The 23,250-nt window shown below is 60.7% G+C and carries 29 protein-coding genes; 19 read left to right on the top strand and 10 right to left on the bottom strand.

What is annotated here, in order from left to right; genetic code table 11:
* Window positions 1-215: 215 nt before the first annotated feature.
* The 7 genes from gshB (at window position 216) to AACY18_RS08725 (ending at window position 6,145) form a co-directional block, all read left to right on the top strand.
* On the top strand, window positions 216-1,169 hold the full coding sequence (gene gshB, locus AACY18_RS08755) for a glutathione synthase (RefSeq protein ID WP_339430340.1): 954 nt from the start codon (window positions 216-218) through the stop codon (window positions 1,167-1,169).
* 77 nt (window positions 1,170-1,246) lie between these two features.
* Window positions 1,247-2,146, top strand: a complete 900-nt coding sequence (locus AACY18_RS08750) for an energy transducer TonB (protein WP_339430341.1) — start codon at window positions 1,247-1,249, stop codon at window positions 2,144-2,146.
* Window positions 2,147-2,232: 86 nt separating this feature from the next.
* Window positions 2,233-2,805, top strand: a complete 573-nt coding sequence (locus AACY18_RS08745; protein WP_339430342.1) for a YqgE/AlgH family protein — start codon at window positions 2,233-2,235, stop codon at window positions 2,803-2,805.
* On the top strand, window positions 2,805-3,242 hold the full coding sequence (gene ruvX, locus AACY18_RS08740) for a Holliday junction resolvase RuvX (protein WP_008077844.1): 438 nt from the start codon (window positions 2,805-2,807) through the stop codon (window positions 3,240-3,242). The genes AACY18_RS08745 and ruvX overlap by 1 nt, the downstream gene beginning before the upstream one ends.
* Before the next feature lie 97 nt (window positions 3,243-3,339).
* The gene (pyrR, locus tag AACY18_RS08735; RefSeq protein ID WP_339464693.1) at window positions 3,340-3,846 is read left to right on the top strand and encodes a bifunctional pyr operon transcriptional regulator/uracil phosphoribosyltransferase PyrR; all 507 of its coding nucleotides are present in this window, start codon (window positions 3,340-3,342) and stop codon (window positions 3,844-3,846) included.
* A gap of 26 nt (window positions 3,847-3,872) precedes the next feature.
* Window positions 3,873-4,877, top strand: coding sequence for an aspartate carbamoyltransferase catalytic subunit (locus tag AACY18_RS08730; protein WP_339430344.1), 1,005 nt, complete (start codon window positions 3,873-3,875; stop codon window positions 4,875-4,877).
* Complete coding sequence (locus tag AACY18_RS08725) at window positions 4,874-6,145, top strand: dihydroorotase (RefSeq protein WP_339430345.1); 1,272 nt, start codon at window positions 4,874-4,876, stop codon at window positions 6,143-6,145. Before AACY18_RS08730 ends, AACY18_RS08725 begins: the two co-directional genes overlap by 4 nt.
* Before the next feature lie 73 nt (window positions 6,146-6,218).
* On the opposite strand, the gene AACY18_RS08720 is transcribed toward AACY18_RS08725, so the two are convergent.
* Window positions 6,219-6,653 (bottom strand): TM2 domain-containing protein, encoded by a 435-nt coding sequence (locus tag AACY18_RS08720; RefSeq protein WP_339430346.1) that lies wholly within the window; start codon window positions 6,651-6,653, stop codon window positions 6,219-6,221.
* A 248-nt stretch (window positions 6,654-6,901) separates the two neighbouring features.
* Between AACY18_RS08720 and AACY18_RS08715 the strand changes: the two genes are divergently transcribed.
* Complete coding sequence (locus tag AACY18_RS08715) at window positions 6,902-7,519, top strand: C40 family peptidase (RefSeq protein ID WP_339430347.1); 618 nt, start codon at window positions 6,902-6,904, stop codon at window positions 7,517-7,519.
* Between the two features lie 144 nt (window positions 7,520-7,663).
* On the opposite strand, the gene AACY18_RS08710 is transcribed toward AACY18_RS08715, so the two are convergent.
* On the bottom strand, window positions 7,664-8,698 hold the full coding sequence (locus AACY18_RS08710) for a type IV pilus twitching motility protein PilT (RefSeq protein ID WP_339430348.1): 1,035 nt from the start codon (window positions 8,696-8,698) through the stop codon (window positions 7,664-7,666).
* Window positions 8,699-8,754: 56 nt separating this feature from the next.
* Between AACY18_RS08710 and AACY18_RS08705 the strand changes: the two genes are divergently transcribed.
* The 10 genes from AACY18_RS08705 to AACY18_RS08660 all read left to right on the top strand — a co-directional run bounded on the left by AACY18_RS08705 (window position 8,755) and on the right by AACY18_RS08660 (window position 15,606).
* The gene (locus AACY18_RS08705) at window positions 8,755-9,441 is read left to right on the top strand and encodes a YggS family pyridoxal phosphate-dependent enzyme (RefSeq protein ID WP_339464692.1); all 687 of its coding nucleotides are present in this window, start codon (window positions 8,755-8,757) and stop codon (window positions 9,439-9,441) included.
* A gap of 23 nt (window positions 9,442-9,464) precedes the next feature.
* A complete protein-coding gene (proC, locus tag AACY18_RS08700) occupies window positions 9,465-10,283 on the top strand; it encodes a pyrroline-5-carboxylate reductase (RefSeq protein WP_339430350.1) in 819 nt (272 codons plus the stop codon).
* A 10-nt stretch (window positions 10,284-10,293) separates the two neighbouring features.
* The gene (locus tag AACY18_RS08695; protein ID WP_339430351.1) at window positions 10,294-10,884 is read left to right on the top strand and encodes a YggT family protein; all 591 of its coding nucleotides are present in this window, start codon (window positions 10,294-10,296) and stop codon (window positions 10,882-10,884) included.
* The gene (locus AACY18_RS08690; RefSeq protein ID WP_169432301.1) at window positions 10,881-11,171 is read left to right on the top strand and encodes a DUF167 domain-containing protein; all 291 of its coding nucleotides are present in this window, start codon (window positions 10,881-10,883) and stop codon (window positions 11,169-11,171) included. The genes AACY18_RS08695 and AACY18_RS08690 overlap by 4 nt, the downstream gene beginning before the upstream one ends.
* Before the next feature lie 65 nt (window positions 11,172-11,236).
* Window positions 11,237-12,376: a homoserine O-succinyltransferase MetX gene (metX, locus tag AACY18_RS08685; protein ID WP_339430352.1), complete on the top strand. Its 1,140-nt coding sequence runs from the start codon at window positions 11,237-11,239 to the stop codon at window positions 12,374-12,376.
* Window positions 12,377-12,383: 7 nt separating this feature from the next.
* Window positions 12,384-13,004 (top strand): methionine biosynthesis protein MetW, encoded by a 621-nt coding sequence (gene metW / locus AACY18_RS08680; RefSeq protein WP_339464691.1) that lies wholly within the window; start codon window positions 12,384-12,386, stop codon window positions 13,002-13,004.
* Between the two features lie 26 nt (window positions 13,005-13,030).
* Entirely contained in the window at window positions 13,031-13,465 is a 435-nt protein-coding gene (locus AACY18_RS08675) for a DUF4426 domain-containing protein (protein ID WP_221732391.1), read from the top strand.
* Window positions 13,462-14,058: an RdgB/HAM1 family non-canonical purine NTP pyrophosphatase gene (rdgB, locus tag AACY18_RS08670; RefSeq protein ID WP_339430354.1), complete on the top strand. Its 597-nt coding sequence runs from the start codon at window positions 13,462-13,464 to the stop codon at window positions 14,056-14,058. Before AACY18_RS08675 ends, rdgB begins: the two co-directional genes overlap by 4 nt.
* Window positions 14,055-15,260 (top strand): radical SAM family heme chaperone HemW, encoded by a 1,206-nt coding sequence (gene hemW, locus AACY18_RS08665; protein WP_339430355.1) that lies wholly within the window; start codon window positions 14,055-14,057, stop codon window positions 15,258-15,260. Before rdgB ends, hemW begins: the two co-directional genes overlap by 4 nt.
* Before the next feature lie 22 nt (window positions 15,261-15,282).
* Window positions 15,283-15,606: a DUF3392 domain-containing protein gene (locus tag AACY18_RS08660; RefSeq protein ID WP_095186985.1), complete on the top strand. Its 324-nt coding sequence runs from the start codon at window positions 15,283-15,285 to the stop codon at window positions 15,604-15,606.
* Window positions 15,607-15,736: 130 nt separating this feature from the next.
* Here the strand turns inward: AACY18_RS08660 and trmB are convergent, their stop codons facing one another.
* The 4 genes from trmB to AACY18_RS08640 form a co-directional block, all read right to left on the bottom strand.
* Window positions 15,737-16,462 carry a tRNA (guanosine(46)-N7)-methyltransferase TrmB gene (gene trmB / locus AACY18_RS08655; protein ID WP_007913622.1) on the bottom strand — a complete coding sequence of 242 codons (726 nt, stop codon included), beginning with the start codon at window positions 16,460-16,462 and terminating at the stop codon, window positions 15,737-15,739.
* A gap of 9 nt (window positions 16,463-16,471) precedes the next feature.
* Window positions 16,472-17,266 (bottom strand): thiazole synthase, encoded by a 795-nt coding sequence (locus tag AACY18_RS08650; RefSeq protein WP_339464690.1) that lies wholly within the window; start codon window positions 17,264-17,266, stop codon window positions 16,472-16,474.
* 60 nt (window positions 17,267-17,326) lie between these two features.
* Window positions 17,327-17,527 carry a sulfur carrier protein ThiS gene (thiS, locus tag AACY18_RS08645; protein ID WP_122604433.1) on the bottom strand — a complete coding sequence of 67 codons (201 nt, stop codon included), beginning with the start codon at window positions 17,525-17,527 and terminating at the stop codon, window positions 17,327-17,329.
* A 71-nt stretch (window positions 17,528-17,598) separates the two neighbouring features.
* Complete coding sequence (locus AACY18_RS08640) at window positions 17,599-17,979, bottom strand: DUF423 domain-containing protein (RefSeq protein WP_339430357.1); 381 nt, start codon at window positions 17,977-17,979, stop codon at window positions 17,599-17,601.
* A 74-nt stretch (window positions 17,980-18,053) separates the two neighbouring features.
* On the opposite strand from AACY18_RS08640, the gene mtgA reads away from it, so the two are divergent.
* Window positions 18,054-18,776 (top strand): monofunctional biosynthetic peptidoglycan transglycosylase, encoded by a 723-nt coding sequence (gene mtgA / locus AACY18_RS08635; RefSeq protein WP_339464689.1) that lies wholly within the window; start codon window positions 18,054-18,056, stop codon window positions 18,774-18,776.
* Between the two features lie 185 nt (window positions 18,777-18,961).
* On the opposite strand, the gene rpoH is transcribed toward mtgA, so the two are convergent.
* From rpoH to ftsY, 4 genes are all read right to left on the bottom strand, one after another.
* A complete protein-coding gene (gene rpoH / locus AACY18_RS08630) occupies window positions 18,962-19,816 on the bottom strand; it encodes an RNA polymerase sigma factor RpoH (protein ID WP_003229146.1) in 855 nt (284 codons plus the stop codon).
* Window positions 19,817-19,930: 114 nt separating this feature from the next.
* On the bottom strand, window positions 19,931-20,956 hold the full coding sequence (gene ftsX, locus AACY18_RS08625) for a permease-like cell division protein FtsX (RefSeq protein WP_221732397.1): 1,026 nt from the start codon (window positions 20,954-20,956) through the stop codon (window positions 19,931-19,933).
* A complete protein-coding gene (gene ftsE / locus AACY18_RS08620) occupies window positions 20,953-21,624 on the bottom strand; it encodes a cell division ATP-binding protein FtsE (RefSeq protein ID WP_003229148.1) in 672 nt (223 codons plus the stop codon). Before ftsE ends, ftsX begins: the two co-directional genes overlap by 4 nt.
* Window positions 21,621-23,147 (bottom strand): signal recognition particle-docking protein FtsY, encoded by a 1,527-nt coding sequence (gene ftsY / locus AACY18_RS08615; RefSeq protein WP_339464687.1) that lies wholly within the window; start codon window positions 23,145-23,147, stop codon window positions 21,621-21,623. Before ftsY ends, ftsE begins: the two co-directional genes overlap by 4 nt.
* Window positions 23,148-23,250 lie beyond the last annotated feature (103 nt).

Raw genomic sequence — 23,250 nt, 5'->3', positions numbered from 1 at the left:
TACCGTCGCCTTTGCGAATCAAATTGTCCGTTTTGTGATGACTGATGGCCGGAAACCCTTGATGTTCAAGGGCCAGCACGGCATGGGAGCCTTTTTAGCACAGTCTCCAGATGCAATCTATCGACGGGTTTTTCCTTGACCGAAAACCCGCTCGGAGCCACTCTGGCGGCACTTTTTCAATACCGATCCGGTAGCCAATTTTCGAGGAAAATCCAATGAGCGTTCGCGTCGGGATTGTCATGGACCCTATCGCCAGCATCTCCTATAAAAAGGATAGCTCGCTGGCCATGCTGCTGGCCGCGCAGAAGCGCGGCTGGGAGCTGTTCTATATGGAGCAGCGCGACCTGTATCAGGCCGAAGGTCAGGCGCGGGCGCGGATGCGCCCACTGAAAGTCTTCGCCAACCCGGAAAAATGGTTCGAACTGGACGCCGAGCAGGACAACCTGCTGAGCGATCTGAACGTGATCCTGATGCGCAAGGATCCACCCTTCGACATGGAGTTCGTCTACTCCACTTATCTGCTCGAACAAGCCGAAACCGCGGGCGTGCTGGTGGTGAACAAGCCGCAGAGCCTGCGCGACTGCAATGAAAAGCTGTTCGCCACGCTGTTCCCGCAGTGCACGCCACCGACCGTGGTCAGCCGCCGCGCGGATGTGTTGCGTGAATTCGCCGCCAAACACGGCGATGTGATCCTCAAGCCGCTGGACGGCATGGGTGGCACCTCGATCTTCCGCCACCGTGCAGGCGATCCGAACCTCTCGGTGATTCTGGAAACCCTGACCGCTCTCGGCGGCCAGCAGATCATGGGTCAGGCTTACCTGCCAGCCATCAAGGACGGCGACAAACGCATTCTGATGATCGACGGCGAGCCGGTGGATTACTGCCTGGCGCGGATTCCGGCGCAGGGCGAAACCCGTGGCAACCTCGCGGCCGGTGGCCGTGGTGAAGCGCGGCCGCTGACCGACAAGGATCGCTGGATCGCCGCTCAGGTCGGCCCGACCTTGCGCGAGAAAGGCCTGCTGTTCGTCGGCCTGGACGTGATCGGCGAGCACCTGACAGAGATCAACGTCACCAGCCCGACCTGCATCCGTGAAATCGATAACGCGTTTGGCACCGACATTGGTGGCCTGTTGATGGATGCCATCGATCAGAAGCTTCAAGCTCGTTGAGATAGAACAACCAAGATGCGACCAACATTGCGTTATCATGCCCCGCCTCTGAAAAACGCGATGTTGGTTTCCTTGTCATGACCCTCCCGTCCGATCTGCCCACTGAACTCGCCCATCGCGGCGTGCGCCCGGCCGATCGCCTCGGATTTACCCTGTTTCTCGCGGCGCTGATTCATTTGGCGCTGCTGCTTGGCGTCGGCTTCACGATGGTCGAGCCCAAGCAGATCAGCAAAACCCTGGAAATCACCCTCGCCACCTTCAAGAGCGAAAAGAAGCCCGAGAAAGCTGACTTTCTGGCGCAGGAACATCAGGAAGGCAGCGGCACCCTCGACAAGAAGGCGATCCCCAAGACCACCGAAGTCGCGCCGTTCCAGGACAATCAGGTCAAAAAAGTCACCCCGCCACCGGCCGCCAAACCGCAAGTACAGGAAGCCGCGCCGAAGGCTGCCGTGACCACGGTCGCGCCAAAGCCGAAAAAAGCGCCAACCAAGAAAGAAGAACCCAAAACCAAAGTCAAACCGACCGTCGACGCGCCGGAGTTCGACAGCTCCCAGTTGTCCAGCGACATCGCCAGCCTCGAAGCGGAACTGGCCAAGGAACAACAACTCTACGCCAAACGCCCGCGCATCCACCGTTTGAGCGCCGCATCGACCATGCGCGACAAGGGCGCCTGGTACAAAGACGACTGGCGCAAGAAGGTCGAGCGCATCGGCAACCTCAATTACCCCGACGAAGCGCGGCGCAAACAGATCTACGGTAATTTGCGCCTGTTGGTCTCGATCAACCGCGACGGTTCGCTGTATGAAGTGCTGGTGCTGGAATCGTCCGGCCATCCGCTGCTGGATCAGGCGGCACAGCGCATCGTCCGGCTGGCGGCGCCGTTTGCACCGTTTACCGGCGATCTGTCGGATATCGACCGACTGGAAATCATCCGCACCTGGAAATTCGCCCGGGGTGACAAACTCTCGAGCAACTGAACACACCGCAAATCCCCTGTGGGAACTGTGTTGCTGCCAGCATCCCCAGCTTGTCAGTTCACCCCTTGAACGCCACACTAGCGCACATGAAAAACGTCAGCCCCAGCTACCTCAAGCACCAATTCCTGATCGCCATGCCGCACATGGCCGACCCGAACTTTGCCCACACCTTGACCTACATCGTCGAGCACACGGCCAATGGCGCCATGGGCATCGTGGTCAACAGGCCGCAAGAGCTGAATCTGGCAGACATCCTTGAGCAATTGCGCCCGGAAATCGACCCGCCCGGCCTCTGCCAGCATGTGCCGATCTTCATCGGCGGCCCGGTGCAGACCGATCGTGGTTTCGTTCTGCACCCGGCGGGCAAGACGTTCCAGGCCACCGCCCAGCTCGACGGCGACCTGGCCCTGTCCACCTCGCAGGACGTGCTGTTCGCCATTGCTGACGGCGTGGGCCCGGCGAAAAGCCTGATCGCCCTCGGCTACGCCGGTTGGGAAGCCGGGCAGCTGGAGGCCGAAATGGCCGACAACGCCTGGCTGAACTGCCCGTACAATGCCGACATCCTGTTCAACACCACCAGCGAATTACGCCTTGAAGCGGCGGCCAGGCACTTGGGGATCAACCTCAACCTGCTGACCAGCCAGGCAGGTCACGCCTGATGGCCCTGCGCTTGATTCTCGGCTTTGACTACGGCACCAAACAGATCGGCGTTGCCGTCGGCCAGGTGATCACCGGCCAGGCCCGCGAACTCTGCACCTTGAAAGCGCAGAACGGCGTGCCCGACTGGAACCAGGTCGAGGCCCTTATAAAGGAATGGAAACCCGACGCCGTGGTGGTCGGTTTGCCGCTGAACATGGACGGCACGCCGAGCGAGATGTGCCTGCGCGCCGAGAAATTCGCCCGCCGCCTCAACGGCCGCTTTAATGTGCCCTTCTATACCCACGACGAACGCCTGACCACGTTCGAGGCCAAGGGCGAGCGTCTGGTACGTGGCGGACAAAAGGGCAGTTACCGCGACAACCCGGTGGACGCCATCGCCGCCGCCCTGCTGTTGCAAGGCTGGCTCGATGAAAACACTGCATTGTTCGAATCCTGACTGCATTTAATTCTGCAAAGCGCTACGGCGCTTTTCTTTTGGCCAAACCCCCAGCCACGTCCGGTAGGACACGGCTCGGGCTGAAGAAGGAGCAACCATGAGCCTGCCCAATCCCGCCGATCTGATCAGTCAGATGGCGACCCGCCTCAAGGCGCACCTTGCACAGCGTGATATCAGCGAACCGCGTTACATCGGCATCCGCACCGGCGGCATCTGGGTCGCGCAGGCTCTGCTCAAGGAACTGGGCAGCGACGCACCACTGGGCACGCTGGATGTCTCCTTCTACCGCGACGACTTCAGCCAGAACGGCCTGCACCCGCAAGTGCGTCCGTCCGCCCTGCCCTTCGAAATCGAAGGCCAGCATCTGGTATTGATCGACGACGTGCTGATGAGCGGACGCACCATCCGCGCCGCCCTGAACGAACTGTTCGACTATGGCCGCCCGGCCAGCGTGACCCTGGTGTGCATGCTCGATCTGGACGCTGGCGAGCTGCCGATCCGCCCGAACGTGGTCGGCGCAACGCTGTCGCTGGCCGCCCACGAGCGCGTAAAGCTGTCCGGCCCCGAGCCGTTGACGCTCGAACTGCAAGACCTGAATCCTTAATCCGCCCTATTGAGAGTCCCCTCGCGATGACGCCTCTAGATACCAAGCGCCCGCTGCAGCTCAATGATCAGGGCCAGCTGCGCCACTTCCTCTCGCTCGATGGCCTGCGCCGCGAGTTGCTGACGGAAATCCTCGACACCGCCGACTCGTTCCTTGAAGTCGGTGCCCGCGCAGTGAAGAAAGTTCCGTTGCTGCGCGGCAAGACCGTGTGCAACGTGTTCTTCGAAAACTCCACCCGCACCCGCACCACCTTCGAAATGGCAGCCCAGCGGCTGTCAGCGGACGTGATCACCCTGAACGTGTCGACGTCGTCGGCCAGTAAAGGTGAAACCCTGCTCGACACCCTGCGCAACCTCGAAGCCATGGCCGCCGACATGTTCGTCGTGCGCCACGGCGACTCCGGCGCCGCGCACTTCATCGCCGAGCATGTCTGCCCGCAAGTGGCGATCATCAACGGCGGCGACGGCCGTCACGCGCACCCGACGCAAGGCATGCTCGACATGCTCACCATCCGTCGGCACAAGGGCGGCTTCGAAAACCTCTCGGTGGCCATCGTCGGCGACATCCTGCACTCGCGGGTGGCGCGTTCGAACATGCTCGCCCTCAAGACCCTCGGCTGCCCGGACATCCGCGTGATCGCGCCCAAAACCCTGCTGCCGATCGGCATCGAGCAGTACGGCGTGAAGGTGTACACCGACATGACTGAAGGCCTTAAGGACGTTGACGTGGTGATCATGCTGCGCCTGCAACGTGAACGCATGTCCGGCGGCCTGCTGCCGAGCGAAGGCGAGTTCTATCGCCTGTTCGGCCTGACCACTGCACGTCTGGCCGGGGCCAAACCCGATTGCATCGTCATGCACCCGGGGCCGATCAACCGTGGGGTGGAGATCGAGTCGGCGGTGGCCGACGGCCCGCACTCGGTGATCCTCAACCAGGTGACCTACGGCATCGCGGTGCGTATGGCTGTGCTGTCGATGGCCATGAGCGGACAGACTGCGCAACGTCAATTCGAGCAGGAGAACGCCCAGTGAAGCTCAGCATTCTCGGCGCCCGCGTCATCGATCCAAGCAGTGGCCTGGATCAAATCACCGATATTCACGTTCAAGCCTGCAAGATCGTCGCCCTGGGCGCGGCGCCGGCCGGTTTCAACGCTGTCGAAACCATCGACGCCACAGGCCTTGTGGCCGCTCCGGGCCTGGTCGACTTGAACGTCGCCCTGCGCGAGCCGGGTTACAGCCGCAAAGGCAGCATCGCCAGCGAAACCCGCGCGGCGGCGGCCGGTGGCGTGACCAGCCTGTGCTGCCCGCCGAAAACCAAACCGGTGCTCGACACCTCTGCCGTGGCCGAGCTGATTCTCGACCGCGCCCGCGAGGCCGGCAACACCAAGGTCTTCCCGATTGGCGCGCTGAGCAAAGGCCTGGACGGCGAACAACTGGCCGAACTGATCGCCCTGCGTGACGCCGGTTGCGTCGCATTCGGCAATGGTCTGGAGAGTTTCCGCAACACCCGTACCCTGTGCCGGGCGCTGGAGTACGCCGCCACCTTCGACCTGACGGTGATCTTCAACTCGCAGGATCACGATCTGGCAGACGGGGGGCTGGCCCACGAAGGCCCAACCGCCAGCTTCCTTGGCCTGCCGGGCATTCCGGAAACCGCTGAAACCGTGGCCTTGGCCCGGGACCTGCTGCTGGTCGAGCAAACCGGGGTGCGCGCGCACTTCAGCCAGTTGACCAGCGCTCGCGGCGTCGCGCTGATCGCTCAGGCGCAGGCCCGTGGTTTGAAAGTGACGGCAGACGTGGCGTTGTATCAGCTGATTCTGACCGACGAAGCGCTGATCGACTTCAGCAGCCTCTATCACGTCCAGCCGCCGCTGCGCACCCGCGCCGACCGCGATGGCCTGCGTGAAGCCGTGAAGTCGGGTGTGGTGTCGGCGATTTCCAGCCATCACCAGCCCCACGAGCGTGACGCCAAACTGGCACCGTTCGGCGCGACCGAGCCGGGCATCAGCAGTGTTGAATTGCTGCTGCCTCTGGCGATGACGCTGGTTGAGGATGGCTTGCTCGATCTACCGACCCTGCTGGCACGCTTGAGCGCAGGCCCAGCGCAGGCGCTGCGCCTGCCAGCGGGCAAACTGGCGGTCGGCGGTGCGGCGGATATCGTGCTGTTCGATCCGAAAGCCTCGACCGTGGCCGGCGAAGGCTGGCTGTCGAAGGGCGAGAACTGCCCGTTCCTCGGTCACAGCTTGCCGGGTGTGGTTCGCTATACCTTGGTGGACGGACGGATCAGCCACCAGGCTTGATACCGGGCTGGCTCCCACACTGGATTGGTGTCGATCACAAATCCAGTGTGGGAGCGGTCTTGCTCGCGAAGGCTTACTGGAAGGCGCCGCGATTTTCGGCGTTACGCAGCGACACCTGATCATTGAGCGTCCAGAAGTCATACAGCACACCCACAAAGAACAACCCACCGGTCAGCAGGTACAGCAAGCCGCTGATCCACTTGCCCTGGTACATCCGGTGCACACCGAGCACGCCAAGGAACGTCAGCAGAATCCACGCCACGTTGTATTCGATCGGTCCTGCGGCAAATCGCAGATCCGCTTCGCGGTCCATCGCCGGGATCAGAAACACGTCGATCAGCCAACCGATCCCTAACAAACCGAAGGTGAAAAACCAGATCGTCCCGGTCACCGGTTTGCCGTAATAAAAGCGGTGAGCGCCGGTAAAACCGAAAATCCACAGCAGGTAGCCGATCACTTTGCTGTGGGTGTCTTTTTCCTTCACACGGGGTAACCGATAGCTGTTCATGAAGACCTCGTTGCACACGATAGATAAATATTCTTGAATTCTTTGTGACTTTTTTACAGGTGGCCGACGTATGGCAAATGTTAAGGTGACGTCCGTCAAACCCTTATAACACTGGACCTCTGTCAGACAATCGCGTCAATTTGCAGCTTATTTGGTTCCGTTGCCTCCCGATTGAATCGACCAACGGCCTCGGTAGGGACAAAAAAGCTGTTATAAAGTTGCGCGCTATCACCTAAGAGCCACGCCTAATGCGACCATTTTTCAAGACATGGCTAACTATTTGCCTATTAATGCCACTGGCCGCCCACGCCACCAATCGTGAGCAACGTCTTCCCAACGTTAACGGCTTTACCCCTAAATCCCATGCTTCTGCGCCATCGAGCAAAAGCAAACAGGTCAAACACACCGTCCTGAGCAGCAATGGCCACAGCAAGCTGCTTCCGCAGATGGCGAACAAAACCAGCAGCAACGTCCTCAGCCGTGCGGTGAACGTCCTCGGTACGCCTTACCGTTGGGGCGGCAGCAGCCCCAGTAAAGGCTTCGATTGCAGCGGCCTGGTGAAATACGCGTTCAACGACGCTACGTTCGACCTGCCACGCACCTCCAATGCCATGGCCAGCGGCCACGGCGTAAAAGTCGAGCGCAAGGATCTGAAGCCGGGCGATCTGATCTTCTTCAACATCAAGAGCCGTCGGGTCAATCACGTTGCAATCTACCTGGGCAACGACCGCTTCATCCACGCACCACGTCGTGGCAAAGCGGTGAGCATCGACACACTGAACAAACCGTACTGGCAGAAGCATTACGTCGTGGCCAAACGCGTATTGCCCAACGAGTCGAAGCAGATGCGCGTGGTTCAGCGCTGAGCTGACTGATCCAGAATCTGTTCAAGCAGTACTGGCCCCTTCGCGAGCAAGCCCGCTCCCACATTGGATCTGTGTCGTTCACAAATCAAAGGTGGGAGCGGGCTTGCTCGCGAAGGGTGCAATGGAAGCGACACAAGCGCCCGCTCAGAAATTATCCGGCGTACGCGCCTTATCCCGCGCATGCTCGCGACTGATCAAGCCTTTGGTCACCAGATCCTTCAGGCACATGTCCAGTGTCTGCATCCCCAACGACCCGCCGGTCTGAATCGCCGAATACATCTGCGCCACCTTGTCCTCGCGGATCAGGTTACGGATCGCCGACGTGCCCAGCATGATTTCGTGCGCCGCCACCCGTCCGCCGCCAACCTTCTTGATCAGCGTCTGCGAGACGACTGCCAGCAACGACTCTGACAGCATTGAACGCACCATCGATTTCTCGTCACCGGGAAACACGTCCACCACCCGATCGATGGTCTTGGCCGCCGAAGTGGTGTGCAGCGTGCCGAACACCAGATGCCCGGTTTCAGCCGCGGTCAGCGCCAGGCGAATGGTTTCCAGGTCGCGCATCTCGCCCACCAGGATCACATCCGGGTCTTCCCGCAACGCTGAACGCAACGCGGTGGCGAAACTGCGGGTATCGCGGTGGACTTCACGCTGATTGATCAGACATTTGCGCGATTCGTGAACGAATTCGATGGGATCTTCGATGGTCAGGATGTGGTGATGGCGATGGGTGTTGAGGTAATCGATCATCGCCGCCAGCGTGGTCGACTTGCCGGAACCGGTCGGCCCGGTGACCAGCACCAGCCCGCGTGGCGCATCGGTGATCTTGCGAAAGACATCGCCCATGGCGAGGTCTTCCATGCTCAACACTTTCGAGGGAATGGTGCGAAACACCGCCCCGGCGCCACGGTTCTGGTTGAACGCATTGACCCGAAAGCGCGCCACGCCAGGGACTTCGAAGGAGAAATCCGTTTCCAGGTGTTTCTCGAAGTCGACCCGCTGGGTGTCGTTCATGATGTCGTAGATCAATTCGTGCACTTGCTTGTGATCCAGCGCGGGCAGATTGATCCGTCGCACATCGCCATCGACGCGGATCATCGGCGGCAGACCGGCCGACAGGTGCAGGTCGGACGCGCCCTGTTTGGCGCTGAAGGCCAGCAGTTCAGTGATATCCATAGCGCTCCTCAATTCCAGTAGAATGCCGCGAACCTTCAGACCGCTGGCGCCTCTTGATGTCCACGATAGCAGACAACATCCAACTGGTTGGTTCGCGCATCCAGGCAGCGGTAAAAGCTGCAAAGCGCGATGAAAACAGCGTCCAACTGCTGGCGGTAAGCAAAACCAAACCCGCCCAGGCCCTGCGCGAAGGGCATGCCGCCGGCTTGCGTGACTTTGGCGAGAACTACCTGCAGGAAGCCTTGGGCAAACAGCTCGAACTGGCCGACCTGCCCTTGATCTGGCACTTCATCGGCCCCATTCAATCGAACAAGACTCGCGCCATCGCCGAGCATTTCGACTGGGTGCACTCCGTGGATCGCCTGAAAATCGCCCAACGCCTGTCCGAGCAGCGCCCGGCCGACCTGCCGCCGCTGAACATCTGCATTCAGGTCAACGTCAGCGGTGAAGCCAGCAAGTCCGGCTGCACCCCGGCCGACCTGCCGGCACTGGCCTTGGCCATCAGCGCCCTGCCGCGCCTGAAGCTGCGCGGACTGATGGCCATTCCCGAGCCAACCGAAGAGCGCGCCGAACAGGACGCCGCTTTTGCCGCCGTGCAACGTTTGCAGGAAAGCCTGAATCTGCCGCTCGACACACTTTCGATGGGCATGAGCCACGATCTTGAGTCGGCTATCGCCCAAGGCGCCACCTGGGTTCGTATCGGTACGGCCCTGTTTGGCGCCCGAGATTATTCCCAATCCTGAACATTTCCAGATAAGGACCTGACATGAGCAACACACGCATTGCCTTTATCGGTGCCGGCAACATGGCCGCCAGCCTCATCGGCGGCCTGCGGGCCAAGGGTCTGGAAGCCACGCACATCCGCGCCAGCGATCCGGGTGAAGAAACCCGCGCCAAGGTCAGCGCCGCGCATGGCATCGAAACATTTGCCGACAACGCCCAAGCCATCGACGGCGTCGACGTCGTCGTTCTCGCGGTCAAGCCTCAGGCAATGAAAGCCGTGTGCGAAGCCATCCGCCCGAGCCTGAAACCCAATCAACTGGTGGTTTCGATTGCCGCTGGCATCACCTGCGCCAGCATGACCGCCTGGCTCGGCGAACAGCCGATTGTGCGCTGCATGCCGAACACCCCGGCGCTGTTGCGTCAGGGCGTCAGCGGTTTGTACGCCACCGACGCAGTGACCGCCGAGCAGCGTCAGCAAGCCGAAGAGCTACTGTCCGCCGTCGGCATGGCGCTGTGGCTGAACGAAGAACAACAACTGGATGCGGTCACTGCGGTGTCCGGTTCCGGCCCGGCGTATTTCTTCCTGCTGATCGAAGCGATGACCGCTGCTGGCGTCAAACTCGGCCTGCCAAAAGAAACCGCTGAACAACTGACCCTGCAAACCGCCCTCGGCGCCGCGCACATGGCCGCTTCCAGCGACGTTGATGCCGCCGAACTGCGCCGCCGCGTGACGTCGCCGGCCGGCACCACAGAAGCTGCAATCAAATCGTTCCAGGCCGGTGGTTTCGAAGCCCTGGTTGAAAAAGCACTCGGCGCCGCCGCGCACCGCTCGGCCGAAATGGCCGAACAACTGGGCAAATAAGGAGCCTTACATGATTGGATTGAACACCGCAGCGGTTTACGTGCTGCAAACCCTCGGCAGCCTGTACCTGCTGATCGTACTGCTGCGCTTCGTCCTGCAACTGGTGCGGGCGAATTTCTACAACCCGCTGTGCCAGTTCGTGGTCAAGGCCACCCAGCCATTGCTCAAGCCTCTGCGCCGAATCATCCCGAGCGTGTTCGGTCTCGACATGTCGTCGCTGGTGCTGGCGATTCTGGTGCAACTGGCGCTGATGGCGCTGACCCTGCTGCTGACTTACGGCACCACCGGCAACCCGCTGCAACTGTTCATTTGGTCGATCATTGGCGTGACCGCGCTGTTTCTGAAGATCTTCTTCTTCGCCCTGATCATCAGCGTGATCCTGTCGTGGGTCGCTCCGGGCAGCCACAACCCCGGTGCCGAACTGGTCAATCAGATCTGCGAACCGGCCCTGGCGCCGTTCCGTCGCCTCCTGCCAAGCATGGGTGGCCTGGACCTGTCGCCGATCTTCGCCTTCCTCGCGTTGAAACTGATCGACATGCTGGTGATCAACAACCTCGCGGCGATGACGATGATGCCGGAAATCCTGCGCCTGCTGATGTGAGCTGGTTTCGCTGGGACGGGGACGACCTGATCCTCGAATGTCATCTTCAACCGGCGGCCCGTAGCGATGATTTCGCCGGGCTGCATGGTGATCGTTTGAAGATCCGCCTGACCGCGCCGCCGGTCGAGGGCAAGGCCAATGCCTACCTGATGGGTTTTCTGGCCAAGGCGTTCGGGGTGTCCAAGAGCCAGGTCAGTTTGCTCAGTGGTGAGCTGAATCGGCAGAAGCGGGTGAAGATCTGCTCGCCGAAGAAGTTGCCGGATTTGCCGGGGCTCTGCCGCCCCTGATCGTTGCTTGCCGCTAACCCCAGCGGTCTTTAGACTTACGCCTCATTTCAACGAGAGCAGGGTCGATGCCAACTGCCTTCCCCCCCGATTCTGTTGGTCTGGTGACGCCGCACACGGCGCACTTCAGCGAACCTCTGGCTTTGGCCTGTGGCCGTTCGCTGGCGGCCTATGACCTGATCTACGAAACCTACGGCACGCTGAACGCGCAGGCGAGCAACGCTGTACTGATCTGCCATGCCTTGTCCGGCCATCATCATGCTGCCGGCTATCACAGCCCAGACGACCGCAAGCCCGGCTGGTGGGACAGCTGCATCGGCCCCGGCAAACCGATCGACACCCACAAGTTCTTCGTGGTCAGCCTGAACAACCTCGGCGGCTGCAACGGCTCCACCGGCCCGAGCAGCCTCAACCCGGAAACCGGCAAGCCATTTGGCGCCGATTTCCCGGTGCTGACCGTCGAAGACTGGGTACACAGCCAGGCGCGTCTGGCCGACCTGCTGGGCATCGGCCAATGGGCAGCGGTGATCGGCGGTAGCCTGGGCGGCATGCAAGCGCTGCAATGGACCATCACCTACCCCGATCGCGTACGCCATTGCCTGGCCATCGCTTCGGCCCCCAAGCTGTCGGCGCAAAACATCGCCTTCAACGAAGTGGCGCGCCAGGCGATCCTCACCGACCCGGAATTTCACGGCGGTTCGTTCCAGGAAGCGGGTGTGATCCCCAAGCGCGGGCTGATGCTGGCGCGGATGGTCGGGCACATCACCTACCTGTCCGACGACTCCATGGGCGAGAAATTCGGCCGCGGCCTGAAGAGCGAGAAGCTCAACTACGACTTCCACAGTGTCGAGTTCCAGGTCGAAAGCTATTTACGCTATCAGGGCGAAGAGTTCTCCGGACGTTTCGACGCCAACACCTATCTGCTGATGACCAAGGCGCTGGACTACTTCGATCCGGCGGCGAACTTCGACGATAACCTGGCGAAAACCTTCGAGAACGCCACGGCCAAGTTCTGCGTGATGTCGTTCACCACCGACTGGCGCTTCTCCCCGGCCCGTTCGCGGGAACTGGTGGATGCCCTGATGGCGGCGCGCAAAGACGTCAGCTACCTGGAAATCGACGCGCCACAGGGCCACGACGCCTTCCTGATTCCGATCCCCCGCTACTTGCAGGCGTTCGGCAATTACATGAACCGAATCACGCTGTGAGAAAGCCATGAGAGCTGATCTGGAAATCATCCAGGAATGGATCCCCGCTGGCAGCCGCGTCCTCGACCTCGGGTGCGGTAACGGCGAGTTGCTGAGTTGGCTGCGCGACCATAAACAGGTCACCGGTTATGGCCTGGAAAACGACGCCAACAACATCGCCGAGTGTGTGGCCAAAGGCGTCAACGTCATCGAGCAGGATCTGGACAAGGGGCTGGGCAACTTCGCCAGCAACAGCTTCGACATCGTGGTGATGACCCAGGCCCTGCAGGCGGTGCATTACCCGGACAAGATCCTCGACGAAATGCTGCGTGTCGGTCGTCAGTGCATCATTACGTTCCCGAACTTCGGCCACTGGCGCTGCCGCTGGTACCTGGCGAGCAAGGGCCGCATGCCGGTTTCCGAGTTTCTGCCTTATACCTGGTACAACACGCCGAACATCCACTTCTGCACCTTTGAAGACTTTGAAGAACTTTGTCGCGAACGTGACGCGAAGGTCATTGATCGGCTTGCCGTAGATCAACAGCACCGCCACGGGTGGGCCAGTAAGATATGGCCTAATCTGTTAGGTGAAATTGGTATCTACCGCGTCAGCAGCCCCGTGCTGGCTGACCACAAGGTCGCGGTCTGAGCCACGACAATCCGAGGAGAACGATCATGGGCCGTTTAGCGCTGTTGTTATTCACTGCCTGCCTGAGCGCCACCGCGATGGCTGCCGATGCCATCAAGAGTGAGCGCAAGGAAGTGTTCGGTGATGTCACCGTGCATTACAACACCTTCAACTCCACCTTCCTGACGCCCGACATCGCCAAGGCTGCCGAACTGATCCGCAGCAAGAACCAGGGCGTGATCAATGTCTCGGTGATCAAGGACGGCAAACCACTGAGCGCCAGCGTCACCGGCACGGTCAAAGACCTGACCAGCCAGAGCGTGCCGCTGAATTTCAAGCAAGTCACCGAACAGGGCGCGATCTACTACATCGCCCAATACCCGGTACCTCAGCAGGAAACCCGCACCTTTGAAATCAAGGTGCAGACCGGTGACAAGATCGACACCATCAATTTCAACCAAGAACTTTTTCCCGGCGAATGATGAACCTCAAGCAACTCGTACTGGCCAGCCATAACGCCGGCAAACTCAAGGAACTCCAGGCCATGCTCGGCGAATCGGTGCAACTGCGCTCGATCGGCGAGTGGAGCACGGTTGAGCCGGAGGAAACCGGCCTGTCGTTCGTCGAGAACGCGATCCTCAAGGCGCGCAATGCTGCACGCATTTCCGGCCTGCCGGCGCTGGCCGACGATTCCGGTCTGGCGGTGGATTTCCTCGGCGGTGCGCCGGGCATCTACTCGGCGCGCTATGCCGACGGCAAGGGCGATGCGGCGAACAACGCCAAATTGCTCGACGCCCTCAAAGACGTACCTGAAGCCGAACGCGGCGCGCAATTCGTCTGCGTCCTGGCGCTCGTGCGTCACGCCGATGATCCGTTGCCGATCCTCTGCGAAGGGCTGTGGCACGGGCGCATGCTGACCGCCGCCAGCGGCGAGCACGGTTTCGGCTACGACCCGCTGTTCTGGGTGCCGGAGCGCGATTGCTCAAGCGCCGAACTGACCCCTGCCGACAAGAACCAGATCAGCCACCGCGCCCGTGCAATGGATCTGCTGCGCCAGCGTCTGGGCCTGAAATGACCGACACCCCCTCTGCGTCGTCGCTGATCATCGGCGGCGGCGCCTCTTCGCCTCGGGCACCGCTACCCACGCTGCCGCCCTTGGCGCTGTACATCCACATTCCGTGGTGTGTGCGCAAATGCCCGTATTGCGATTTCAACTCGCACACCGCCAGCCCAGTGCTGCCGGAGCAGGAATACGTCGACGCGTTGCTGGCCGATCTCGATGAGGATCTGCACGCCGTTTACGGTCGTGAGTTGAGTTCGATTTTCTTCGGTGGTGGCACTCCCAGCCTGTTCAGTGCCGACGCCCTCGGCCGTTTGCTGGAAGGCGTCGAGCAGCGCATTGCGTTCGCCGCCGACATCGAAATCACTCTGGAAGCCAATCCCGGGACGTTCGAGCAAGAGAAGTTCGTTGCGTATCGCAAGCTGGGGATCAATCGCCTGTCGATCGGCATTCAGAGCTTCCAGCAGGAAAAACTCAAGGCCTTGGGCCGCATCCACAACGGCGATGAAGCCGTGCGCGCGGCAGGCATGGCGCGGCAGGCGGGTTTCGATAACTTCAACCTCGACTTGATGCACGGCTTGCCGGATCAGTCGCTGGACGATGCCTTGAGCGATCTGCGCCAGGCCATTGAACTCAAGCCCACGCACATTTCCTGGTATCAACTGACGCTGGAACCGAACACGGTGTTCTGGAACCAGCCGCCTGTGCTGCCGGAAGACGACACGCTGTGGGACATTCAAGAAGCCGGGCAAGCGCTGCTGGCCGAACACGGTTACGCGCAATACGAAGTCTCGGCCTATGCCCTGCCCGGTCGCCCGGCGCGGCACAACCTCAATTACTGGAGTTTCGGTGACTTCATCGGCATCGGCGCCGGCGCCCACGGCAAACTCAGCCACCCGGACGGGCGCATCGTGCGCACCTGGAAGACGCGCCTGCCGAAGGACTACCTCAACCCGGCGAAAAATTTTCAGGCTGGCGAAAAGGCACTGACCAATGATGAAATGCCGTTCGAATTTCTGATGAACGCTCTGCGCCTCACTGCGGGTGTGGAATCGCGCCTGTACCCGCAGCGCACGGGGCTGTCGCTGGAAAGCCTCGCCGAAGGCCGGGCGGCGGCAGAACAAAGCGGTCTGTTGCAGGTCGAACCGTCACGCCTGGCGGCCACCGAGCGCGGACAACTGTTTCTAAACGATTTGCTGCAACAATTTCTGAACTGACTTCAGCCCAAAGGGAAAACGCATGGATTTGATACTCGACCTGCTCGCCACCGTCTCCCGCTGGAGCCGCAGCAACCTCTCGGAAATCGCCCTGGCCCTGGTGGGTTGCCTGCTGGTGCTGTTCGGCGCCGACTTCAAAGGCTGGGTCGAACAACGCCTGGGCAGCATCGCCGGCGCCCTGCGCGTACCGCTGATGGCCCTGCTGTGCATGATCGGCAGCGGTGCCGCGTTGATCTACGCCACGCCATGGGTGATCAAGGGCTTGAGCCAGTTCAACAACTACAGCCTGGCACCAGTGCTGTTGGTGGTGCTGGTACTGATCGGCGTAGTCGCCGACCGCCGCTGATTTTCAACACACACAAAACAACTGTGGGAGCGGGCTTGCTCGCGAAGACGTTAGATCAATCGACATTGATATCGACTGTTACGGCGCCTTCGCGAGCAAGCCCGCTCCCACATTGGGTATTGCGTGATGGTTAAGCGAGTTTTTCGAACTTCAGGTCCCACACGCCATGGCCAAGACGTTCGCCGCGGCGTTCGAACTTGGTGATCGGGCGTTCGGCCGGGCGTGGCACGCACTTGCCGTCTTCAGCGAGGTTGCGATAGCCCGGGGCGACGTTCATCACTTCCAGCATGTATTCGGCGTACGGTTCCCAGTCGGTGGCCATGTGCAGAATGCCGCCAACCTTCAACTTGCTGCGTACCAGTTCAGCGAACGACGCCTGAACGATACGACGCTTGTGGTGACGGCTCTTGTGCCACGGGTCCGGGAAAAACAGCATCAGGCGATCAAGGCTGTTGTCGGCGATGCAGCGGTTGAGCACTTCGATCGCGTCGCAATCGTAGACCCGCAGGTTGGTCAGGCCCTGGGTCAGCACGCCATTGAGCAGCGCGCCGACACCCGGACGGTGAACTTCAACGCCGATGAAATCCTGCTCCGGTGCAGCCGCCGCCATTTCCAGCAGCGAGTGGCCCATGCCGAAACCGATCTCCAGCGAGCGCGGTGCCGAACGGCCGAACACTTGATCGTAATCCACCGGCGCGTCGGCCAGCGGCAGCACGTAAAGCGGCGCGCCCTGATCCAGACCGCGTTGCTGGCCTTCGGTCATGCGCCCGGCGCGCATCACGAAGCTCTTGATGCGGCGGTGTTGGCGCTCGTCGCCTTCTTCCGTCTGGATAGGCGTGTCGTTCGATTCAGTCATCAATGGCTCTTACTTGATCAGACCATCCAGCGGCGAAGAGGCGCTGGCATAGAGTTTTTTCGGCATACGGCCAGCGAGGTAGGCCAGACGGCCTGCAACGATGGCGTGTTTCATGGCTTGGGCCATCATCACCGGCTGCTGGGCGTGGGCGATGGCCGAGTTCATCAGTACGGCGTCGCAGCCCAGCTCCATGGCGATAGTGGCGTCGGAAGCGGTACCGACACCGGCATCGACCAACACAGGGATTTTCGCTTCTTCGAGGATGATCTGCAGGTTGTAAGGGTTGCAGATCCCCAGACCGGAACCAATCAGACCGGCCAGCGGCATGACCGCGATGCAGCCGATTTCCGCCAGTTGGCGGGCGATGATCGGGTCATCGCTGGTGTACACCATCACGTCGAAGCCTTCCTTGACCAGCGTTTCGGCGGCCTTGAGGGTTTCGATCACATTGGGGAACAGCGTCTTCTGGTCGGCCAGCACTTCCAGCTTCACCAGATTGTGGCCATCGAGCAGCTCGCGGGCCAGGCGGCAAGTACGCACGGCTTCTATCGCGTCGTAGCAACCGGCGGTGTTCGGCAGGAAGGTGTAGCGATCCGGCGACAGCACGTCGAGCAGGTTCGGCTCGCCTTCGATCTGACCCAGGTTGGTGCGGCGCACGGCGAAGGTAACGATCTCGGCACCCGAGGCTTCGATGGCCTGACGGGTTTCTTCCATGTCACGGTACTTGCCGGTACCGACCAGCAAACGCGACTGGTAAGTACGACCGGCCAGCACAAAAGGCTTGTCGCTGCGAACGATGCTCATGGGGAATCCTCTTTAGGGGTGAGGGTCTTGCAGAATTCTGTGCCCTTGCGGACCGGGCGATCAGCCGCCGCCGATAGCGTGCACCACTTCGACGTTATCGCCGTCGTTGAGTGTGGTGTCGGCATGCTGGCTGCGCGGGACGATATCCAGATTGAGTTCGACTGCCACTCGACGCCCGGTCAGTTCCAGACGAGTGATCAGGGCCGCAACGGTCTCGCCGTCGGGCAGTTCAAGGGATTCGCCGTTCAACTGAATGCGCATGCGTAACGCCGCCATCATTTTTAGGGGCTGGCATTCTAGCCCGATCATGACCTAAAGGTCAGCACCAAGCGTCAAGCGGTTGGTTGCAAGCGCCAGGCGGCGAGGCCCAGGCATACCCAACCGACCAGGAACGCCAGGCCACCAAATGGGGTGATGATGCCGAGCTTGCTGATGCCGGTGGTGGTCAGCACGTACAGACTGCCGGAGAACAACACGATACCGACAGCGAACGAAACGCCAGCCCAGGTCACCAGCCGCCCCTGAATCTGCGTGGCCAGCAGCGCCACACCAAACAGCGCCAAGGTGTGCAGCAGTTGATAGGTCACGCCCGTGTGGAAAATCGCAAGGTACTCGGGCGTCAGGCGGCTTTTCAGGCCATGAGCGGCGAACGCGCCCAAGGCTACGCCAGTAAAACCAAAGAAAGCGGCCAGCATCAGAAAGCCACGCAACATTGGGAACTCCATTCAGACTCGATCGGCAGGGTCTGTATAATGGCCCGCTCCACCGGTTCGGCCAAGCCATCTCTATGCTGCGTTCTATTTTCCGTCGTCTCACGAAGGCCCTGCTCTGGTTCGCCAGCGGCAGCGTCTTGCTGGTGCTGGTGTTTCGTTTCGTACCGCCGCCGGGTACGGCATTGATGGTCGAACGCAAGATTGAATCGTGGGTCGATGGTGAGCCGATTGACCTGCAGCGCACGTGGAAGCCGTGGAACGAAATCTCCGACGATCTCAAAGTGGCAGTCATGGCCGGTGAGGATCAGAAATTTCCCGAGCATTGGGGTTTTGACTTTGGCGCCATTCAGGCAGCGCTGGCCCATAACGAACTCGGCGGCTCGATCCGTGGCGCAAGTACCTTGAGCCAGCAAGTCTCGAAAAACCTGTTTCTGTGGTCCGGCCGCAGCTATCTGCGTAAAGGCCTGGAAGCGTGGTTTACCGCGCTGATCGAGGTGTTCTGGCCCAAGCAGCGAATTCTTGAGGTGTATCTGAACAGCGCCGAGTGGGATGACGGGGTGTTTGGAGCCGAAGCGGCGGCCCGGCATCACTTTGGTGTGAGCGCCAAGTCGCTGTCCCGCCAGCAGGCGAGTTATCTGGCAGCCGTATTGCCGAACCCACGGGTTTGGAGCGCAAGCCATCCGACCGCGTATGTCTCGCGGCGAGCGGGATGGATTCGCCAGCAGATGAGGCAACTGGGCGGGACGAGCTATCTGCTCGGGCTCAATGATTCGCGTCGGGCGCCTTGGTCCGAATGACAAAACGTCGTCTTAGCGCCCTGAAGGCCCCTGTGGGAGCCAGGCTTGCCCGCGAAGGCGTGGAGTCAGACAACATCTATGTTCAATGATCTACCGCTTTCGCTCCCACATTTGGTTTTGCACTGAACCATAAAAAACGCCCCGATCATTACTGATCGGGGCGTTTTTTATTGCCTGTAGGGCGGTTACGCGGCAATCGACAACTTGAGCTTGTTCATCGCACTCTTTTCGAGCTGACGGATACGCTCGGCCGACACATTGTACTTCTGCGCCAGGTCGTGCAGCGTGGCCTTCTCTTCTGCCAGCCAGCGCTGGTAGAGGATGTCACGGCTACGCTCGTCCAGCACTTCCAGTGCTTCGTGCAGGTTGTGGTTGGAGTTGTCACTCCAGTCGGCATCTTCCAGTTGACGCGCCGGGTCGTACCGGTGGTCTTCCAGATAGTTGGCTGGCGACTGGAAGGCGCTGTCATCGTCGGCTTCGGCAGCCGGGTCGAAGGCCATGTCATGGCCGGTCAGGCGACTTTCCATCTCTCGCACTTCCCGCGGCTCGACGCCGAGGCTTTCCGCCACACGGTGGACTTCCTCGTTGTTCAGCCACGCCAGACGTTTCTTCTGGCTGCGCAGGTTGAAGAACAGTTTGCGCTGGGCCTTGGTGGTCGCGACTTTCACAATGCGCCAGTTGCGCAGGATGAACTCGTGAATTTCCGCCTTGATCCAGTGCACAGCGAACGACACCAGGCGCACACCCATTTCCGGGTTGAAACGTTTTACGGCCTTCATCAGGCCGACGTTACCTTCCTGGATCAGGTCAGCCTGAGCCAGACCGTAGCCGGAATAGCTACGGGCAATGTGTACGACAAAACGCAGGTGGGCGAGCACCATCTGCCGAGCCGCCCCCAAATCCTGCTCATAGTAGAGACTCTCGGCCAGTTCACGCTCCTGCTCCGGCGTCAGCAATGGAATGCTGTTGACGGTGTGCACATAGGCTTCCAGGTTCGCACCCGGAACCAACGCGTACGCAGGTTGCAAAGAATTGGTCATACGAAAAAACCTCCGGCTTACATACTTGTGCCTTTCAGCACTGCGAAAAATTGACCGGGAACTCAGGTACAAGTTCCCAAAAAAACCGTAAGGCCAATCACGCGCAAAAAGATTCTACTTCGGCGCCAGCTCCCTGAGATGGCGTGCTACTGCAATCCATGCACCGATATAACCCAACAGCACCGCGCCAAGCAAGAGCGACAGACCGTCGGCAACTGGCACTCCGGCCAGTGCGAAATCACTGCCGTACAAGCCGGCCAGTCCAACCACCGCATCGTTCAGCCAGTTCAGGCCGAACGCCAATACTCCCCAGGACAACAGCCCCGCACCGAAGCCATACAGCGCGCCCATATAAAGGAAAGGACGGCGCACATAGCTGTCAGTGCCGCCGACGAGTTTAATCACTTCTATCTCGGTGCGGCGGTTTTCAATATGAAGACGAATGGTATTGCCTATCACCAAAAGTAATGCAGACACCAAAAGCACCGTCAGGCCGAAGACAAAACGATCACCGAGCTTGAGGATGGCGGCCAGACGCTCGACCCAGACTAGATCAAGTTGCGCCTGTTGTACCTTGGGCAGTTCGGAAAGTTTTTGTCTTAATGCTTCCAGCGTCGCTTTATCGACCTCGTCCGGCGTCACCAGCACTACGCCCGGGAGCGGGTTTTCGGGCAGCTCACGCAGGGCTTCGCCCAATCCCGACTGCTGCTGGAACTCTTCCAGCGCCTGGTCACGGCCAACATATTCAGCATCAGCTACACCGGGCATGGCTTTGATCTGCTCGCGCAGCGACTCGCCCTGCTCTGGGCTGGCATCGAGTTGCAGGTACAGCGAGATCTGCGCCGCACGCTGCCACGAACCGCCAAGACGCTCGACGTTGTTGAGCAACAACGACAAGCCCATCGGCAAGCTCAGCGCCACGGCCATCACCATGCAGGTGAAGAAACTGCCGATCGGCTGCTTGCCCAGACGACGCAAACTGTCGAGCAGACTGGCACGGTGGCTTTCGACCCAGGCGCGAAACAGCGTGGCGAAGTCCGGGCCGTCGTCATCGTCGTGCTTTTTCTTTTTTGGCGGTTGTGGATCGGCGGCTTTCGGGGCCACGCGCTCGGAAACCTTCGGACTGCGTGTCGCACTCATACGCCGGCCTCCCCGTCGCCGATCAATCGGCCGCGTTGCAAGGTCAGCATGCGATGACGCATGCGCGCAATCAGCGCCAGGTCGTGACTGGCGATCAGCACGCTGGTGCCCAGTCGGTTGATGTCTTCAAACACCCCCATGATCTCGGCCGCCAGACGCGGGTCGAGGTTACCGGTCGGTTCGTCCGCCAGCAGTAACGCTGGGCGGTGAACGATGGCGCGGGCGATGCCGACGCGCTGTTGCTGACCGGTGGACAGGTCGCCCGGGTACAGATCGGTTTTATCCGACAGCGCCACACGCTCCAGCGCCGAGTCGACCCGCTTGGCGATTTCGGCCTTGGACAGGCCGAGAATCTGCAGTGGCAACGCGACATTGTTGAAAACGGTGCGGTCGAACAGCAACTGGTGGTTCTGGAACACCACACCAATCTGCCGGCGCAGAAACGGAATCTGCGCGTTGCTGATGGTGCTCAGATCTTGCCCGGCCAGCAGCAGTTTGCCGCTGGTCGGACGCTCCATCGCCAGCAACAGGCGCAACAAGGTGGATTTACCCGCACCGGAATGGCCGGTGACAAACAAGAACTCGCCACGACGGACTCGAAAGCTCAGCTCATGCAAGCCGACGTGACCGTTCGGGTAGCGTTTACCGACCTGTTCGAAACGAATCATGAACGCTCCCGCTCGGCAAACAGCGCCTGGACAAAGGGTTCGGCTTCAAAGGTACGCAAATCGTCGATGCCTTCACCGACGCCAATGTAGCGGATCGGCAGACCAAACTGCTTGGCCAGGGCAAAAATCACCCCACCCTTGGCGGTGCCGTCGAGCTTGGTCAGCGCCAGGCCGGTCAGTGCGACGGTCTGGTTGAATTGCTTGGCCTGGTTGATGGCGTTCTGGCCGGTACCGGCGTCGAGCACCAGCAGCACTTCGTGCGGGGCGTCGGCGTCGAGTTTGCCAATGACGCGGCGAACCTTTTTCAGCTCTTCCATCAGGTTGTCTTTGGTGTGCAGACGACCGGCGGTATCAGCGATCAACACGTCGATACCACGGGCCTTGGCGGCCTGCACGGCGTCGAAGATCACCGAGGCCGAGTCGGCGCCGGTGTGCTGAGCGATCACCGGGATCTTGTTGCGCTCGCCCCAGACCTGCAATTGCTCCACGGCCGCGGCGCGGAAGGTGTCACCGGCGGCGAGCATGACTTTCTTGCCTTCCAGTTGCAGTTTTTTCGCCAGTTTGCCAATGGTGGTGGTTTTGCCGGCGCCGTTGACGCCCACCACCAGAATCACGAACGGCTTGTTCTGCGAAACGATTTTCAAGGGTTGCTCAACTGGCTTGAGCATAGCGGCCAGTTCAGCCTGCAAGGATTTGTACAGTGCGTCAGCGTCAGCCAGCTCTTTACGGGCGACCTTCTGGGTCAGGCGTTGAATGATCTGCGTGGTGGCTTCGACACCAACGTCGGCCGTCAGCAGACGGGTTTCGAGGTCGTCGAGCAGCTCGTCATCGATGGTCTTCCTGCCGAGAAACAGGCTGGCCATGCCCTCGCCGATGCTGGCGCTGGTCTTCGACAAGCCTTGTTTGAGACGGGCGAAGAAGCCGGCTTTGGTTTCTTCGGTGCGCGGGGCTTCGGCCGACACTGGCGCGGGCGCAGCGTCCGCCGCAACGATTGGCGCGGCAACACCTGGCGCGGGTTTTGGCTCTGGTTGCTGGACGACTGGAGCCACTGGCTCAACAACCACGGGCGCAACAGGCTCAGGAACAACCGGCGCAGGCTCGACAACCGGCTCAACCACAGGCGCCGGAGCCACCTCGGCAACGAACGCGGCCGGCGCAGGAATGGGCGGCGTGACGTGGGGGGCGGCTTCTTCCACCAGCGCCACCGGCTCTTCGGCCACTGGCAAGGTGAGCCACGGCTCTGCAACCGGGGTCAGCGGCAACTCGGCAACCACCTCCGGCTCTGGCTCTGGCTCTGGCTCTGGCTCTGGCTCGGCCGCCGGTTGTAGCACTGGCTCGGCAATCGGCAGAATGGTCGGCGCCGGCTCTTCTTCTATTACAGGAGCGGGTGCGGGGACCGGTTCAGGAATCGCGGGCGGCTGTTCGACGACGGGTTCCTGCGGTTTTTTACGCAGCCATCCGAACAGGCTTTTCTTCTCGCCAGCCGCAGCTGGGGTCTTCTTGTCGTCGTTGGAACCAAACATGGAGGACGGCTATCTCACAGTAGCGACGCGCCATAAGGGCGCCCCGGCAAATAAATATTCGATGCAGAACAGACTGTGTTTCACCCAGCTTGTTCACGCGCAA

This window comes from Pseudomonas sp. EA_65y_Pfl2_P74, from assembly GCF_963970575.1.
Classification (GTDB): domain Bacteria; phylum Pseudomonadota; class Gammaproteobacteria; order Pseudomonadales; family Pseudomonadaceae; genus Aquipseudomonas; species Aquipseudomonas baetica_A.
The sequence above is the reverse complement of the archived record's forward strand: the minus strand, read 5'-3'. Positions and strand labels throughout refer to the sequence as shown.

Excerpts from the sequence above, each read along its gene's own strand:
- gshB (WP_339430340.1), top strand. The coding sequence starts at position 216 with ATGAGCGTTCGCGTCGGGATTGTCATGGACCCTATCGCCAGCATCTCC.
- AACY18_RS08750 (WP_339430341.1), top strand. The coding sequence starts at position 1,247 with ATGACCCTCCCGTCCGATCTGCCCACTGAACTCGCCCATCGCGGCGTG.
- AACY18_RS08745 (WP_339430342.1), top strand. The coding sequence starts at position 2,233 with ATGAAAAACGTCAGCCCCAGCTACCTCAAGCACCAATTCCTGATCGCC.
- ruvX (WP_008077844.1), top strand. The coding sequence starts at position 2,805 with ATGGCCCTGCGCTTGATTCTCGGCTTTGACTACGGCACCAAACAGATC.
- pyrR (WP_339464693.1), top strand. The coding sequence starts at position 3,340 with ATGAGCCTGCCCAATCCCGCCGATCTGATCAGTCAGATGGCGACCCGC.
- AACY18_RS08730 (WP_339430344.1), top strand. The coding sequence starts at position 3,873 with ATGACGCCTCTAGATACCAAGCGCCCGCTGCAGCTCAATGATCAGGGC.
- AACY18_RS08720 (WP_339430346.1), bottom strand. The coding sequence starts at position 6,653 with ATGAACAGCTATCGGTTACCCCGTGTGAAGGAAAAAGACACCCACAGC.
- AACY18_RS08715 (WP_339430347.1), top strand. The coding sequence starts at position 6,902 with ATGCGACCATTTTTCAAGACATGGCTAACTATTTGCCTATTAATGCCA.
- AACY18_RS08710 (WP_339430348.1), bottom strand. The coding sequence starts at position 8,698 with ATGGATATCACTGAACTGCTGGCCTTCAGCGCCAAACAGGGCGCGTCC.
- AACY18_RS08705 (WP_339464692.1), top strand. The coding sequence starts at position 8,755 with ATGTCCACGATAGCAGACAACATCCAACTGGTTGGTTCGCGCATCCAG.
- proC (WP_339430350.1), top strand. The coding sequence starts at position 9,465 with ATGAGCAACACACGCATTGCCTTTATCGGTGCCGGCAACATGGCCGCC.
- AACY18_RS08695 (WP_339430351.1), top strand. The coding sequence starts at position 10,294 with ATGATTGGATTGAACACCGCAGCGGTTTACGTGCTGCAAACCCTCGGC.
- metX (WP_339430352.1), top strand. The coding sequence starts at position 11,237 with ATGCCAACTGCCTTCCCCCCCGATTCTGTTGGTCTGGTGACGCCGCAC.
- metW (WP_339464691.1), top strand. The coding sequence starts at position 12,384 with ATGAGAGCTGATCTGGAAATCATCCAGGAATGGATCCCCGCTGGCAGC.
- AACY18_RS08675 (WP_221732391.1), top strand. The coding sequence starts at position 13,031 with ATGGGCCGTTTAGCGCTGTTGTTATTCACTGCCTGCCTGAGCGCCACC.
- rdgB (WP_339430354.1), top strand. The coding sequence starts at position 13,462 with ATGATGAACCTCAAGCAACTCGTACTGGCCAGCCATAACGCCGGCAAA.
- hemW (WP_339430355.1), top strand. The coding sequence starts at position 14,055 with ATGACCGACACCCCCTCTGCGTCGTCGCTGATCATCGGCGGCGGCGCC.
- AACY18_RS08660 (WP_095186985.1), top strand. The coding sequence starts at position 15,283 with ATGGATTTGATACTCGACCTGCTCGCCACCGTCTCCCGCTGGAGCCGC.
- trmB (WP_007913622.1), bottom strand. The coding sequence starts at position 16,462 with ATGACTGAATCGAACGACACGCCTATCCAGACGGAAGAAGGCGACGAG.
- AACY18_RS08650 (WP_339464690.1), bottom strand. The coding sequence starts at position 17,266 with ATGAGCATCGTTCGCAGCGACAAGCCTTTTGTGCTGGCCGGTCGTACT.
- thiS (WP_122604433.1), bottom strand. The coding sequence starts at position 17,527 with ATGCGCATTCAGTTGAACGGCGAATCCCTTGAACTGCCCGACGGCGAG.
- AACY18_RS08640 (WP_339430357.1), bottom strand. The coding sequence starts at position 17,979 with ATGTTGCGTGGCTTTCTGATGCTGGCCGCTTTCTTTGGTTTTACTGGC.
- mtgA (WP_339464689.1), top strand. The coding sequence starts at position 18,054 with ATGCTGCGTTCTATTTTCCGTCGTCTCACGAAGGCCCTGCTCTGGTTC.
- rpoH (WP_003229146.1), bottom strand. The coding sequence starts at position 19,816 with ATGACCAATTCTTTGCAACCTGCGTACGCGTTGGTTCCGGGTGCGAAC.
- ftsX (WP_221732397.1), bottom strand. The coding sequence starts at position 20,956 with ATGAGTGCGACACGCAGTCCGAAGGTTTCCGAGCGCGTGGCCCCGAAA.
- ftsE (WP_003229148.1), bottom strand. The coding sequence starts at position 21,624 with ATGATTCGTTTCGAACAGGTCGGTAAACGCTACCCGAACGGTCACGTC.
- ftsY (WP_339464687.1), bottom strand. The coding sequence starts at position 23,147 with ATGTTTGGTTCCAACGACGACAAGAAGACCCCAGCTGCGGCTGGCGAG.